This window comes from Pseudomonas sp. B111, assembly GCF_026428275.1.
GTDB classification, from domain to species: domain Bacteria; phylum Pseudomonadota; class Gammaproteobacteria; order Pseudomonadales; family Pseudomonadaceae; genus Pseudomonas; species Pseudomonas aeruginosa.
This window is the reverse complement of sequence record NZ_CP097857.1, coordinates 1,185,375-1,200,151: the sequence shown is the minus strand read 5'-3', so window position 1 is coordinate 1,200,151 and position 14,777 is coordinate 1,185,375. Positions and strand designations below refer to the sequence as shown.

The following is a 14,777-nucleotide window of genomic DNA, read 5'->3' as shown; positions in this document are numbered from 1 at the left end:
TGGCTAAGTTGGCGCAACTATAACGCAGCTTTACGCCACAAGCAAGCGTAAGTTGTTGATATAAAAGGCTGTTTAACTTTCTGAACAGTCGTTTAAGGCCGTTGCCTGCTGCTCGATCCAGTCGGATATGCGCTGCGTTTCAGGCTTGAGATATTGCAGGTGACTCGTCTCAAGGTAGTGGCGCGCGGTCACACCCTTGGGCACATGGTTCGTCAGCAATTCGACCTTGTGCAAGTCAATGCCGCAATTGGCGATGCCGATGGTCGTGAAGGTGCGGCGCAGGTCGTGCGGCGTGATCTTCGTACCTGCTGCTTCGCTGACCTTCTTCATGGTGTCGCGCGGGTCTTTGATGTGCCCAGCCTTGCCCCAGGACGAGAACACGAACGGGCTACCCTTGACGCGCTGGCGCGTGGTCAGCAACTGCACCGCCTGCGTGGATAGCGGTAGCCAAACGGGGTTGCTGTTCTTCGGGTCGGGTATGTGAATCCAGCCTTCCTCAAGGTTGACCCTGTCCCATGTCAGTTCGCTGCACTCGCCAATCCGCAGGCCGGTGAGCATGAGCAGCATCACGAGGTCAATGCTTGCCAGCGTGTCACGGTTGTAGGCTTGGTCGCGGGCATGGATGAGGAATGACCACACCGCGCCGACCTTGCTATCAGGCACGCGGCTGGTGCGGGGCTTGAGCGGCACCCACTTCTTATAGAGCACATCGACAGGGTTATCCGTCAGCACTGGCGACCCGTCCGGCTCGCGGTATTCGCGGATGGCGTAGTTGAACAGGGCGCGAAGCACCGCCATTGACTGGTTCGCCTGCGCGGGGGCTGGCCCATCGCCGCGCGTGCCTTTGTTCTTGATGTCGTTGAAGCGCTTCGTGACCATCTCGCGGTTGATGTCCCTGAGCGGCTTCTTGAGCCATGCCTCAAAGGTTGTGGTCACATGGCGTTCAATCTCGGCCTTGCTGCTGTCCTTCAAGGGGCGGTCGCGCTTGTAGGCGTCGGCCACGTCGCGGAGGGTCACGCGCTGGGCTGCTTCCTTCTTGGCGACGGCTCGGGGGTCGATGCCCATGCGCATGCTGCGCAGGTGCTCGCGGGCAACATCACGGGCTTGATCGACGGTGAAGACCCCATGCGGGCCGATGCTGATACGGGGCGAACTGCCGTTGACGCGCCCCTGCACGATGTAGGTGATCTTGCCGGTAGGAGTGACCCGGAGGCCGAACCCCTTGAGCGAGTCGTCCCAGTGGAACGCCTCCTTGTCAGCGGGCGCGGTGATCTTGTCGATGTAGTTCTTCGTCAGCTTAGGCATATAGCGCCTCGCTGACTGGTGCGGTTGTGGTTACTATCGTCACGTTGGCTTCCTTCGTACTTAAGGGAGTTGACCACGCGGTCGGGACTGTTGGCGCAGTCGCCGGCCGCATCTTTTCAGGCGCTCATAAGCAGTTCGTAAGCGCCACAGGTAAAGTTACGACAAGTTCCGCAAAACAAAAAGCGAATGCAACCCATTGACCTGTAAAGGTACGCAAGGCTTACAATAGCTACTCACAGTGGCGTAAAGCGGTTGACCGGGAAACTTGAAAACCGTCGAAGGGGAGACTCTTCCGTGAGTTCGAATCTCACCGCCTCCGCCATATCCGCGTACTGAAAAGCCCCGCTGAGCGGGGCTTTTGCATTTTCGGGGCGCCGCTCTTCCGCACTTCCGGATCGTTTCCGCAGCCTGCCCGGCGTCGATTCGATGACTCTCCGATTTCGTCGGGTAATGGCTTCAGATCACGAAGAAGCCGTGGGTTCCGTCGCGACCGAGTTGTTCCACCAGGCCGAACTCCCAGTCCAGGTAGCCCTGCATCGCTTCGCGCGGATTGTCGGTACCTTCGTAGGGGCGGCGGTAGCGGTCGATGCGCGGCGACGCCAACAGGCTTTCGCCGTCTTCCGTCGGCAGGCCCGCGGCGACCCAGGCGCTGGTGCCGCCGTCGAGAAGGAACACTGGCTTGCCGCTGAGTGCCTGGACTTCCGCCACGGCGAAGCGCGCCAGCAGGCTGCTGCCGCAGGTGAGTACGTAGCGCTCGGCCGTGCCCAGCCGTTCCAGTGCCTGCTTCAACTGGCTGCGCAGGACCCAGGCGGCGCCGGGGATGTGGCGTTTCGCATAGTTGGCGCTGGCGGTGAAGTCGAGCACCCGGGTGCCCGGTTCGCCCAGCCAGGCGGCGAGGGTGGTCGGGTCGATGGTGTCGGCCCGGGGTTGCCCCGGCAGCGGCGCGCTCCAGGCGCCCCTCTCGCTGAAGTCGGCGTCGGAGAGTCCGTCCAGTACCGCGACCTGCCAGCCCATCTGGGCCAGCCAGGAGGCGCTCATGTTGGCGCGTACGCCATCGTCGTCCACCAGTACCAGGCGCGCGCCGCGCACGCTGGCGACATGGTCGGTTTCCTGAACCAGCTGGCCACCGGGCGTGGAGCGGGAGCCAGGCAGGTGACCGGCTTCGTATTCCTCGGGCGTGCGTACGTCGAGCAGGTAGGTGGTGCGGTCGTGCTCGTCCTGCCATTGGGCCAGACCGGCCAGGTCGAGGCGTTCGACGCCGGCGCGGTCGGCGACGGCACGGGCGCGCTGGGCGGCGGCCTTGCGAGTGTCCTGCGAGATCGCACCGAAGCGTCGCGTCTGGCCGTGTTCCAGTTGCTGACCGGCCAGCGTCCAGCCGATGGTGCCGTTGCGTAATGCCGCCACCGGGTTGGGGATGCCGGCGTTGAGCAGCGACTGGGTACCGATGATGCTACGAGTGCGCCCGGCACAGTTGACTATCACCCGGGTGCGCGGGTCCGGCGCCAGTTCGGCGACGCGCAGCACCAGTTCGGCGCCGGGCACGCTGATGCCGCCGGGGATACTCATGGTCTGGTATTCGTCGAAACGACGGGCATCCAGGATCACCGCGTCGGCCCTGGCGTCGAGCAAAGTCTGTACTTCCTCCGCGGCCAGCGATGGCGTGTGGCGCTCGGCCTCCACCAGTTCGCCGAAGGCCTTGCTCGGCACGTTCACATCCCTGAACAGCTCGCCGCCGGCGTTGTGCCAACCGGACAGGCCGCCATCGAGCAAGGCCACGTCGCTGTAGCCGAGGTCGAGGAGGCGTTGCGCGGCGACCGGCGCCAGGCCTTCGCCGTCGTCGTAGACGGTAATCGGCGTGTCGCGGCGCGGCACCCGGGCATGGATCTCCAGTTCCAGCCTGGACAGCGGCAGGTTGACGGCGAACAGGGGATGGGCCTGGGCGAACGGGTCCTCTTCGCGCACGTCGAGCAGCGCCAGCTCCCGGCGGGCGAGGAGAGCGGCGCGGATATCGTGGAAGGTGCGTACGGCGATCTGGCTCATGCGGGGTTCTCTTTCGACAGGTCCCAGATATTGGGCAAGCGGCTGTTGGAATAGCCGGAAATGAAGGGTTTTTCCTCACCTTCGGCGCTGAACACGGCACGCCGTACCGCACCGATATTGGCGCCGTAGACGTGGATACTGATGGATGTGCGGTCGCTGAAGGCGTTGCTCACCTGGTGCACGTCGCCAATGCGTGGCGACAGCGCTTCGACCTCGCCGGGCTCCAGGCGTCGACGGGCTCCGCTGGGATGCGGACGCCCCCCCGCATCGAAGGCGTACGGCTGCGAGTATTCGGCCCCGCGGAGCATGCCGATCAGGCCCCAGACCCGATGATCGTGTACCGGTGTGATCTGGCCCGGCCCCCAGACGAAGCTGACCACCGAGAAGCGCTGCCGTGAGTCGACATGCAGCAGGTACTGTTGGTAGCGCTGTGGATCGGGGCGGGCGCAGTCTTCCGGCAGCCAGTCGTCCTGGCGCACCAGCTCGGCCAGCAGGGGGTGGGCTTGGGCGAGCAGGGTGGATTCGTCGGGACGGCTGTCGAGCAGTGTCGCCAGCTCGCCGATGAACTGGCGCAGGCGGTCGAGGCGCAGGATGGATGACATGCGGGGATTCACTCCGGGAAGTTCTGGCGGTACGGTAGCAAACGCTTTTTTATTCCTGAAATGCATTTTGAATCTAAGCTAATATGCGAGAAATGCAATTGGTGCCGGCCCCATGAAAATCGATGACATCGACGCCTTCGTCGCGGTGATCCGCAACGCTTCCCTGAGCCAGGCCGCCGAGAGCCTGGGCCTGACCCAGTCTGCGATCACCCGGCGGGTACAGAGCCTGGAGGAGTCCCTCGGAGTGGCATTGCTGGACCGCAATACCAAGCCGCTCAAACCCACCGCCAGCGGACTGCGGGTTTACGAACAGTGCCGGCGGGTGCTGCGCGAGGTGGATGGCCTGCGCGAACTGGTGGCCGGCGACGCCACACCAAGTGGCGTGCTGCGCCTGGGCGTGCCGCAGAGTATCGGCGAGGTGGTGTTGCTGGATGCCCTTCGGCGGCTGGCCGACGAGTACCCGGAGCTGCGCGCGCAGGTCGGCACTGGCTGGGGCAGCCATTTGCTGGCGCGCCTGGAGAATGCCGAACTGGACGCGGCAGTGGTGTTGTTTCCGCCAAGCAAGGTGTTCCCCGAAGAACTCGGCGCCACGCCCCTAGGGCGCATGGAACTCTGCGTGGTGGTCGCCCGCGACAGTGCCATCCAGGCGCGACGCCTGCTCGATTGCTACCACCATGGCTGGGTGCTCAACCCCGATGGCTGCGGCTTCCGTGCCGGCCTGCAACGGGCCCTGGCCGATCAGGGCCTGGGCCTGCAACTGAACCTCGAGACTTTCGGCAGCGAGCTGCAACTGGGCCTGGTCGCCGCGGGCCGGGGTCTCGGCCTGGTGCCGGCGCCGGCCCTGGCGCGTAGCCGCTACCGCGATCAGTTGCAGGTGCTGCAATTGGAGGATTTCCAGCCGCTGATCCAGCTCTGGCTGGTGCGTCCGCGCCTGCTGGGCAATCTGGAGACGCCGGCACGGCTGTTCGGCAGGGCGGTGGCCGAGGGGTTGGATATGCAAGCCGGTTGAGTAGCGGCGCCGGGAGATCCCCGGGAGACGGGAGCGTGAATGAGAAGGGGCTGCAGTCGGGATCAACATTCCCCTGCGAGCCCCTTTTCGCTTCAGAGGGAAGAGGGAGCGAGGGCGGCTACGCATAGTGTCCGCCTTGGGAAACGCAAAGACGGAAAAGCTAAATATGCGTGTTTAGCATATTAAGATATGAAAAAAATGAATTTCCATCATGTAGTTTCAGCCTGTAGCTTCTAAGAAAAGCACCCATGCAGATGTTTTTCTTATAACGACAGCCGCCAACCTTATCAGTCGAGCGGCCCAGGCGAGGGCAACAGCGTGAGCGTGGAAATTCTCGGCATGATCACCGCCACACCGAGTTCCGAGGTGGACCAGCCGTTGGGGGAGGCTGTGGACGCCGGTTTCGTCCGGCGTTTCGCCCAGGCCCATGAGGACGCCGGCTTCGACCGGGTGCTGGTGGGGTATTTCAGCAATGCCGCCGAGGGCGCGGTGGTCAGTTCCTTCGTCGCCGCTGCCACCCGGCGCCTTGGCGTTCTCCTGGCCTATCGCCCGGGGGTGATCGCAGCGCCGCTGGCGGCACGCCAACTGGCCACCTTGGATCAGTTCAGCGAGGGCCGCCTGGCCCTGAACGTAGTCAGTGGTGGTAACGACGAGGACCTCGCGCGCGATGGCGACTACCTCGACCATGACCGCCGCTACGCCCGTACCGACGAATACCTGCAAGCCCTGCGTGCTATCTGGACCGCCACGGGACCGGTGGATTTCGACGGCGAGTTCTACCGCTTCCAGGGCGCCTCGCCAGCGGTGCGCCCGCGCCAGTCGCCGCACATACCGATCTATTTCAGTGGCTCCTCCGACGCAGCCATCGAGGTCGCCGCCAGGCACGCCGACACCTACATGCTCTGGGGCGAGCCGCTGGCCGCGGTCGACGGGCATATCCGCCGAGTGCGCGCCGCCGCCAAGGCCCAGGGACGCGATCCGCGCTTCTCGGTGTCATTCCGGCCGATCGTCGCGGATACCGAGGAGGCCGCCTGGAAGCGTGCCGCCGAGGTGCTCGAACAGGTCCGCGAGAACCGTGCGCGCCTCGGTCTGCCGCTGCGCGACCACCAGCCGCAGAACGTCGGTTCGCAGCGCCTGCTGGCCGCCGCCGAGCAGGGCGAGGTGCTCGACAGCCGTTTGTGGACCGGCGTGGCCCGGCTGACCGGGGCGCGCTGGAACTCCACCGCCCTGGTAGGCACCCCTGAGCAGGTTGCCGCTGCGCTTGGCGAGTACTACCGGCTGGGCGTCTCGACCTTCCTGATTCGAGGCTTCGATCCGCTCGGCGACGCCGTGCGCTACGGCCAGGGCCTGATTCCCGCCATACATGACCATATCGCCCGCCTGCCGCTGTTGCGGCACGCCGGTTGAGGAGCTCCGATGAAACTCAAGCAATACCTGCTAACCAGCTTCGCCACGCTTCTGCTCGGTGCCTCCCTGGCCCAGGCCGCAGACCTGCCGACGTTGCGTGTGGGCGACCAGAACTACTACAACGTGCGGGCTTCAATGGAGGCCTCGGGAGTTCTCGAAGGCGCGCCTTACCAGGTCGAATGGAAGCATTTCCAGTCCGCCGCGCCGGTGGCCGAAGGGTTGCAGGCCGGAGCGCTGGACCTGGGTTTCCTCGGCGACTCGGGCTTCATCTTCCTCGCCGCCAAGGGTGCGCCGGTGAAGCTGGTCGGCGTCTCGCGGCAGAACCTCGATACCATAGCCCTGCTGGTGCCGAAGGATTCTCCGGTGCGCAGCATTGCCGATCTCAAGGGCAGGAAAGTCGCCTACTGGCCCGGTGCCTGGAGCCAGCAACTGACCTTGCGCGCGCTGGAGAAAGCCGGCTTGCCGAAGGACTACGTGGAGTTCGTCAAGCTGATGCCGATCGACGCCGCCGCCGCCTTGCCGCGCGGCAGCATCGATGCCTTTCCGGTGTGGGAGCCGTATATCTCGCAGCAGATCGTGGTTTCCGGCGCACGGCCGATTCTCACCGCCCGCGACCTGATGCCGGGGCTGTCCAGCATCGCCGCCAACGCTGCTTCCATCGAGCCCAGGCGCGCGCAGATCGCCGACTTCCTCGGCCGCCTGCGCAAGGCACGGGCCTGGGTCGAGGCACACAAGGAGCAGTACGCCGACCTCTGGGCGCAGAAGGCCAATCTCGACCGGGCAGTCTCCCGCCATTGGATCGGCCAGGCCGGCATGAGCGTCGGCCCGGTAGACGCCCAGGCCGCCACCGACTACCAGGAGACCGCGGATTTCCTGCTGCAGACCGGTGCCTTGCCCAAGCCGTTCGACACTTCCACGATGATCGACACGTCCTTCAACGAAGCCTTCCACTGAGTACGGACCATGAGCATCCAGTTTCTCGGCATGATCGGCCATCGCCTGGCCTCGGAGACCCTCGCGCCGGTCGGACCTATCCTCGACAAGCCTTACATCGCCGCTTTCGCACGCGCCCACGAAGAGGCCGGCTTCGATCGAATCCTGGTCGGCTACTGGTCGGACCAGCCGGATGGATTCCTGGTGGCCGCCGCCGCTGGCCTGGCCACTTCCCGGATCGGTCTGCTGCTGGCGCACCGCCCCGGTTTCGTCGCCCCGACCCTGGCCGCGCGCAAGCTGGCGACCCTCGAACACCTCCTCGACGGGCGCCTGGCGGTGCATATCATCAGCGGCGGCAGCGACGCCGACCAGCGCAAGGACGGCGATTATCTCGACCACGACCAGCGCTATGCCCGCAGCGACGAATTCATCGAACTGCTCAAGCGCACCTGGACCAGCACCGAACCCTTCGATTTCCACGGCGCGTACTACCGCGTGGAGCACGCCTTCTCGGCCATCCGTCCACAGCAGAAACCGCACATTCCGGTGTATTTCGGCGGCTCCTCGGAAGCCGCGCTGAAGGTCGCCGGCAAGCAGGCCGATGTGTTCATGCTCTGGGGCGAACCCCTGGCACAGGCCGCCGAAACCATCTCCGCTGTGCGCGAACAGGCGCGCTCGAATGGTCGCGAAGTGGAATTCAGCCTGTCGTTCCGGCCCATCCTCGGGCGCACGGAGGACGAGGCCTGGGCCAAGGCCGAGGCGATACGCGCAAGCGCCGGCGCGCGCCTGGGCGAGGCCGGCTTCCCCAAGGGCAAGCCGCAGAGCGTCGGCGCCCAGCGTCTGCTCAAGGCGGTGGAGCAGGGCGAGCGCCTCGACGAGCGCCTTTGGACCGGAATCGCCAGGCTGGTCGGTGGCGGGCACAACTCCACCGCCCTGGTCGGTACCGCGGAACAGGTGGCCGACGCGCTGCTCGCCTACTACGACCTGGGCGTGCGCAATATCCTCATTCGCGGTTTCGATCCCCTCGCCGATGCCGTGGAATATGGCCGCGAGCTGATCCCGCTGACCCGCGCCAAAGTCGCCGAGCGCGAGCGCCGGCGCGCCACGGCCTGATCCCATGGCCGTCCTGCAGACTCCCTCGGCGGCGTTCGACGAATGGCTGCCGGAACTGACCCGGCAACTGGCGGAAAGCGCCGATGCCCATGACCGCAGCGGAGATTTTCCCCATGCCAACCTGGCCCTGCTGCGACACCACGGACTGCTCGCCCTGGCCTTGCCGCCTGCGCTCGGCGGTCCCGGCGCCAGCCTCGGCGAGCTGCGCCGGGTAATCGGCGCGGTGGCTCGCGGCGAACCCTCCACGGCCCTGGTGCTGTGCATGCAGTACCTGCATTTGCGGCGCCTGGCCGATAACCCCGATTGGCCCGGCGCGCTCAAGCGGCGCGTGGCGCGCGAGGTGCTGGAGCAGGGGGCGTTGATCAATAGCCTGCGCGTGGAGCCCGAGCTGGGTTCGCCGTCACGCGGCGGTCTGCCGGGTACGCTGGCGCGGCGTGTCGGCGACGGCTGGCAGCTGTCCGGGCACAAGCTCTACACCACCGGCATTCCCGGCCTGACCTGGCTGGCGGTATGGGCGCGCAGCGACGAGCCGATCCCCCGCGTGGGTACCTGGCTGGTGCGCCGCGACAGCCCAGGCATCCGTATCGTGGAGAGCTGGGACCATCTGGGCATGCGCGCCAGCGGCAGCCACGAGGTGCTCTTCGAAGAGGTGGCGGTGCCTCTGGAAAACGCCATCGGCCTGCATCCCCACGACCAGCCTCCGGCGCCGGACCAGGCCGTGCTGCGCGACTTCGCCCAGGCTAGCGCGGTATTGCTTGGCGCGCTCTACGACGGTATCGCCGGGAGCGCCCGCGAGTGGCTCGTCGGCTGGCTGCGCGAGCGCGTGCCGGCCAGTCTCGGCGCGCCGTTGGCGAGCCTGCCGAGGATGCAGGAGGCGCTCGGCGGGATCGACGGCCTGCTCCTGCAGAACCGCCTGCTGCTCGATGCCGCGTGCTGCGGACAGTTGCCCGCCAGCGACTCCGGGCTGCTCAAGGTCGCGGTCATCGACAACGCGTTGGCGGTGGTCGAGAAGGCCCTGGAACTGAGCGGCAACCACGGCCTCAGCCGGCACAATCCGCTACAGCGGCACTACCGCGACGTGCTTTGCGGACGTGTCCACACGCCACAGAAAGATAGCGTCTGGATCGCGGCGGGGAGGGCGGCGCTGAGTCTTTGAAACGTACCTCCCACGATTCTCGACCCTGGCCTTGTCGGCGACCGCACCGGCGGAACGGATAGCCCAGGATAGCCCCGGCTCCGTGCGGAGCTGCCTGGAGATTGCCCATGAAACGACCCCTGTGTGTGCTTGCCGGCCTGCTGGCCGCGACCCTGCTGGCTGGAGCCGCCAGCGCCGCCGACCTCATCAGCCTGCGCCTGGGCGATGTGAAGGGCGACCGCTACGCCGCCCTGCGCGCGTCCGGCGAGCTCGACGACCTGCCGTACAAGCTGGAAATGTCGGCGTTCCCCTCCGGTGCACCGGTGCTCGAGGCGCTCAACGCCGGGGCCCTGGACATAGGCTTTACCGGCGACATCCCGTTCCTCTTCGTCTACGCTGCCGGCGCGCCGCTCAAGGCGGTGGGCGCCTGGCACTTCAACCCGGCGACCGTGGCGCTGGTGGTCGGCAAGGACTCGCCGATCCGTTCGGTGGCCGGCCTCAAGGGCAAGCGCATTGCCGTCAATCGCGGCGGCTGGGGGCATTTCCTCGCCCTTGGCGCGTTGCGTCGCGCCGGCCTCGGACCGCAGGACGTAAGCTTTTCCTTCCTTGGTCCGGTGGACGGCCGCGCCGCCCTGGTGCGTGGCTCGGTAGACGCCTGGGTGCCCTGGGAGCCCTATACCTCCAGCGCCGTGCTGCTCGATCAGGCGCGGGTCATCGACAACGGTGCCGGGATCATGACCGGCTACTCCTATGCCCTGGCCAGCGACGCTGCGATCGCCCGCAAGAAGGCCGCGATCAGCGACCTGCTGACCCGCCTGGCGCGTGCCCAGGCCTGGGCCCTGAGGCACCCGGAGGCGTTCGCCGAGGCCCTGGCCAAGGATCTGAACATGCCGCGCGAAGTCACTCGGCGCTGGGTTGGCGAGGCGCGCATCAGTCCTGTGGTCTTCGGTCCGGAGGTTGCCGCCACCCTGCAGACCGCCGCCGATTTCTTCCATGCCGAAGGCGTGCTGCCGAAGTCGCTGGAGGTCGCCCCGGCGTTCGACTTCAGCCTGTCCGCTGGTGCCGCCGAAGTGGCCCGCCAGTTGCCCGCCGACCTCCGCGTCGGCCAGCGTTGAGGAGTTACGGAATGCGTCAGACCCTGAGCCTGTTCCTGCTTCTCTGCCTGCTCGTCGGCCAGGCCTGTGCCGACGAGCGCGTGACCCTGCGCCTGGCCGACCAGAAGGGCAACATGCGCGCCCAGTTGGAGGCTGCCGGCGCGCTGGACAACCTGACCTACGACATCCGCTGGTTCGAATTCCCCGCCGCCGCCCCCCTCGCCGAAGCACTCAATGCCGGTGCGGTGGATGCCGGCATCATCGGCGACGCGCCATTGCTCTTCGCCCTGGCCGCCGGTGCCCGGCTGAAGGCCATCGCCGTCGACAAATCCGATCCCTACGGTACCGCCGTGCTGGTGAGAGGGGATTCGCCGTTGCGCTCGGCCAACGACCTGAAAGGCCAGCGCATTGCCACCGGGCGCGGTTCCATCGGCCACTTCGTCGCGCTCAAGGCCTTGGCCTCGGTCGGGCTGGGCGAGAAGGACGTCGAATTCCGCTTCCTCGGCCCGGTGGACGCGAAAATGGCCCTCGCCAATGGTTCCGTGGATGCCTGGGCGACCTGGGAGCCCTACACCGCGTTCGCGGAGACCGCCGACAAGGCTCGGGTACTGGTCGACGGTCGCGGCCTGTGGGCTGGCAACAGCTTCCTCGCTGCTACCGATAGCGCACTGGCCGACCCGGCGAAACGCGCCGTGCTGCAGGACTACCTGCAACGCCTGGCCAGCGCCCAGCGCTGGGCGTACCTGCACCTGGACGAGTATTCGCGAAGCCTGGCGCAGATCATCGGCTTCCCCGAGGACGCCGCGCGCTTGCAGTTCGAACGCCGGCGCTTGCGTTGGCAGGCGCTGGATGAGCGAACGCTCGGCCAGCAGCAGGAGACCGCCGATTTCTACCAGGCCCATGGATTGATTCCGCAGCGCCTCGATGTGCGGCCGACCTTCGCCAGCGGCTTTGCGGTCAGGCAGGCGTCGGATGCGGATATCCGGTAGGCGCTGCCCGGGCATTAATTGATAACTATAAGTTATTTATCGATTGTTTTTTATTCCAATAATCTATCCGTTCCGTCGCCGGCAGCTGGAACTCCCGTCCCTGCGGGCGCTCGCACCTATCCCAGGAGTCATCGCATGTCTCGTCCGTTCCTGCGTCGCTTGGCCATCGTGTTTGCCGCTTCCGCCGTCCTGTCGGGCATTGGTGGCGCACATGCCGAGGAGGTCCTGCGCATCGGCTTCCAGAAATCCTCGACTCTGCTGACCCTGATCCGCAGCCAGGGCACCTTCGAGCGCGAGTTGGCCAGGCAGGGCATCCGGGTGTCCTGGCATGAGTTCCCCAGCGGCCTGCCGTTGCTCGAATCGCTCAATGTCGGCAACGTCGATCTCTCCGCCGACGTCGCCGACACCGTGCCGGTGTTCGCCCAGGCGGCGGGTGCTCGCCTGACCTACTTCGCCCGCGAAACACCTTCGCCCGCGGCGCAGGCGATACTGGTCGGCGAACATTCGCCGCTGAAGTCCCTGGCCGAGCTGAAGGGCAAGCGCATCGCCGTGACCAAGGCCGCCGGCAGCCACTACCTGCTCATCGCCGCGCTGGCCAGCGCCGGGCTTGAGTTCTCCGACATCCAGCCAGCCTACCTGACGCCAGCCGACGGCCGCGTCGCCTTCGAGAACGGCAAGGTCGACGCCTGGGTGACCTGGGACCCCTACGTGGCAAGCGCCCAGCGCCAGCAACGCGCGCGGGTACTGGCCGACGGCCAGGGCCTGGCCAGCTACCAGCGCTACTACCTCGCCTCCAGCGACTACGCCAGGAAACATCCTGAAGTGCTCCAGCAGGTCTTCGCCGAACTGCAGCGCACCGGGCGCTGGCTCAAGAGCCACCCGGCCGACGCGGCCAAGCTGCTGGGGCCGCTGTGGGGCAATCTCGATGCCGCTACCGTCGAGCAGGCGAATGCGCGGCGCAGCTACGACGTACAACCGGTGAGCGCAGATGGTCTCGACGAGCAACAGCGCATCGCCGACGCCTTCCACGCCCAGGGACTGCTACCCAAACCGGTGGATACGCGCGCCGTGGAGGTATGGCAGCCGCGGCACTGAGCGGCGCGGCTGCCCTGTGATGCGCGGCACCGGCGGCCAGCGTAGCTTGCCGTTGGCGCGCGTCCTTCAGGCCAGCCCATAGCTGATCTGCTCGGCCTTGACGTGGAACGCCTGCTCACGGCTCGGAAGATGCTGGTTGGCATCGGCGTTGCCCTGGCGCAGGCGTTCGGACCTCAGCGTTGGCAGGCGGAACACATCCTGCCGCTCGGTCTGCAACGCATTGCCGCGCATCAGTTCCATCAACGGAACCTGCATGGCCGGGGTGCTCTGGCCGAGGAAGTAGTTGGGCACCTCGTCGCACCACAGCAGCATGTAGTCGCTCACCGCATCGTGCTCGGCGTCGAGCACCACGTACTCGACGCGGTGGCGCAGGACCACTTCGGCGTCGATGCTCCAGCGGGTGTCCACGGTGAACAGCGGAACGTGCTTTTCCACGTCCACCAGCAGGCCATTCACCGCCTTGCAGCCGGACTTGCGGCAGGCCACGTGGTAGCGCTTGTCGGGGAGGGGGTGACGCGCCACCACGTCGCGCCCGCCAAGCAGGTGCAGGTCGAACTCCTTGATGCGGATGTCGATCAGCTCGCACGGCAGGTCGAACCCCGCAGGCGTCAGCAGCCTGGGGCAGAAATGGATAAGCATGGTTTTCTCCATCAGGCATGCCCGGGGCTTTCCCGCCCAGGGGGAGAGGTATCTCTATCGATCGGTCGCGGGTCAGACGGCAAGCCGCGTCCTGACGGACGAGGCAGAGCCTCGCCCGGTGAAGGGCGCGAACGCCGGTCCTGGCGGACCTCGCTGGATTTTTCTGGCTCCGGGCGCTCCCGTGCTTCCAGGGGCGTCTCGGACGGGTTTCAGCTCCCGGTCTTGACTCGGCTCCAGACCCGGGTACGGATTCTCTCGACCTTCAGTGGCAGGGTTTCCAGCGGGAAGAGGGTCGCCATGGTTTCCTTGCTCAGGTAAACCGCCGGGTTTTCCCGCAGCTTCCGCTCCACCAGCGGCAGCGCCGCCTGGTTGCCATTCGGATAGCCCACGTAGTTGGAGGTCCTGGCGATGACCTCCGGACGCAGCAGGTAGTCGATCAGCGCATAACCTTGCTGCGGATGCGGTGCATCCTTGAGCAGCACCATGTTCTCGGCCCAGACCAGCGAGCCTTCCCGGGGAATGCTGTAGGCGATATGGCGACCGTTCCCGGCCTGTTCGTTGTTGACCTGGGCCATGTAGGCCGTGCCCTGCCAGCCGACCACCACGCAGACGTTGCCGTTGGAGAGGTCGGTGTCGACTCTGGAGGAGTCGAAATAGCGAATGTAGGGGCGAACCTTCAGCAACAGTTCCTGGGCTTTCTGGTAATCCTCGGGATTCTGGCTGTTGTGCGGCAGGCCCAGGTAGTTGAGGGCGATGGAAACCAGCTCGGTGGAGGAGTCCAGCGTGGCCACGCCGCACTGGCTGAGGCGGGAGATATTCTCCTCCTTGAAGACCAGGTCCCAGGAGTCGACCGGCGCGTCGGGGCCGAGCAGCTTGCGGACCTTGTCCACGTCGTAGGCGATCCCGGTGGTTCCCCAGAGATAAGGTACGGCATAGCGATTGCCGGGATCGTTGGCCTGAAGCTTCCCGAGGATGTCCGCGTCGAGGTTCTTCCAGTGGGGGAGCCGATCGCGGTCGAGTTCCTGGAGGACGCCTGCCTTGATCAGTCCGGGCAGGATGTTGGAGGTGATCACCACCACGTCGTAGCCGGAGCGGCCGACCATCAGTTTGCCCTGCGCGGTCTCGGCGCTGTCGAAGGTGTCGAGGACGACACGGGTGCCGGTTTCCTTCTGGAAAGCCTTGGGCGTTTCCGGGGCGATGAAGTCATACCAGTTGTAAAGATGGACGCTGGTTTGCGCAGCCCATGCACTGTCCGCCGCTGTCGCACCGATCGTCGTCAGGATCGATAACGCCAGTGCACAAACTTTTTTCATTGGATTTCCTTTCCGAAACGAAACAAGTTGGATTTTGCACCTACCAGAACTGGTAGTTCTGACCTGTGGCTATCTTCGAAGGCATCGATATTATGCACATTGG

Annotated in this window: 13 protein-coding genes; 8 read left to right on the top strand and 5 right to left on the bottom strand. The window is 65.9% G+C overall.

Annotation, left to right across the window (positions count from 1 at the left end):
- Positions 1-72: 72 nt before the first annotated feature.
- The 3 genes from M6E97_RS05475 to M6E97_RS05465 form a co-directional block, all read right to left on the bottom strand.
- Positions 73-1,305 (bottom strand): tyrosine-type recombinase/integrase, encoded by a 1,233-nt coding sequence (locus tag M6E97_RS05475; protein ID WP_034005885.1) that lies wholly within the window; start codon positions 1,303-1,305, stop codon positions 73-75.
- A gap of 456 nt (positions 1,306-1,761) precedes the next feature.
- Entirely contained in the window at positions 1,762-3,345 is a 1,584-nt protein-coding gene (locus M6E97_RS05470) for a rhodanese-related sulfurtransferase (protein ID WP_016253351.1), read from the bottom strand.
- Complete coding sequence (locus M6E97_RS05465; RefSeq protein WP_003097613.1) at positions 3,342-3,947, bottom strand: 3-mercaptopropionate dioxygenase; 606 nt, start codon at positions 3,945-3,947, stop codon at positions 3,342-3,344. The genes M6E97_RS05470 and M6E97_RS05465 overlap by 4 nt, the downstream gene beginning before the upstream one ends.
- A 112-nt stretch (positions 3,948-4,059) precedes the next feature.
- On the opposite strand from M6E97_RS05465, the gene M6E97_RS05460 reads away from it, so the two are divergent.
- The 8 genes from M6E97_RS05460 to M6E97_RS05425 all read left to right on the top strand — a co-directional run bounded on the left by M6E97_RS05460 (position 4,060) and on the right by M6E97_RS05425 (position 12,722).
- Positions 4,060-4,956: a LysR family transcriptional regulator gene (locus M6E97_RS05460; RefSeq protein WP_003090383.1), complete on the top strand. Its 897-nt coding sequence runs from the start codon at positions 4,060-4,062 to the stop codon at positions 4,954-4,956.
- 339 nt (positions 4,957-5,295) lie between these two features.
- The gene (locus M6E97_RS05455; RefSeq protein WP_003130938.1) at positions 5,296-6,363 is read left to right on the top strand and encodes an LLM class flavin-dependent oxidoreductase; all 1,068 of its coding nucleotides are present in this window, start codon (positions 5,296-5,298) and stop codon (positions 6,361-6,363) included.
- 9 nt (positions 6,364-6,372) lie between these two features.
- Entirely contained in the window at positions 6,373-7,317 is a 945-nt protein-coding gene (locus tag M6E97_RS05450) for an ABC transporter substrate-binding protein (protein ID WP_033938735.1), read from the top strand.
- Positions 7,318-7,326: 9 nt separating this feature from the next.
- Entirely contained in the window at positions 7,327-8,409 is a 1,083-nt protein-coding gene (locus M6E97_RS05445; protein WP_009314104.1) for an LLM class flavin-dependent oxidoreductase, read from the top strand.
- A 4-nt stretch (positions 8,410-8,413) separates the two neighbouring features.
- Positions 8,414-9,565, top strand: a complete 1,152-nt coding sequence (locus M6E97_RS05440) for an acyl-CoA dehydrogenase (RefSeq protein WP_033938734.1) — start codon at positions 8,414-8,416, stop codon at positions 9,563-9,565.
- Positions 9,566-9,672: 107 nt separating this feature from the next.
- On the top strand, positions 9,673-10,659 hold the full coding sequence (locus M6E97_RS05435) for an aliphatic sulfonate ABC transporter substrate-binding protein (protein WP_003113358.1): 987 nt from the start codon (positions 9,673-9,675) through the stop codon (positions 10,657-10,659).
- Between the two features lie 11 nt (positions 10,660-10,670).
- A complete protein-coding gene (locus M6E97_RS05430) occupies positions 10,671-11,627 on the top strand; it encodes an ABC transporter substrate-binding protein (RefSeq protein WP_003090373.1) in 957 nt (318 codons plus the stop codon).
- Positions 11,628-11,762: 135 nt separating this feature from the next.
- Complete coding sequence (locus M6E97_RS05425) at positions 11,763-12,722, top strand: aliphatic sulfonate ABC transporter substrate-binding protein (RefSeq protein WP_049310583.1); 960 nt, start codon at positions 11,763-11,765, stop codon at positions 12,720-12,722.
- Between the two features lie 66 nt (positions 12,723-12,788).
- Here M6E97_RS05425 and qteE read toward each other — a convergent pair whose 3' ends face one another.
- Together qteE and M6E97_RS05415 are read right to left on the bottom strand one after the other, a co-directional pair.
- A complete protein-coding gene (gene qteE, locus M6E97_RS05420) occupies positions 12,789-13,361 on the bottom strand; it encodes a quorum threshold expression protein QteE (RefSeq protein WP_003090369.1) in 573 nt (190 codons plus the stop codon).
- Between the two features lie 209 nt (positions 13,362-13,570).
- Positions 13,571-14,674, bottom strand: a complete 1,104-nt coding sequence (locus tag M6E97_RS05415; RefSeq protein WP_003090368.1) for a polyamine ABC transporter substrate-binding protein — start codon at positions 14,672-14,674, stop codon at positions 13,571-13,573.
- Between the last annotated feature and the right edge of the window lie 103 nt (positions 14,675-14,777).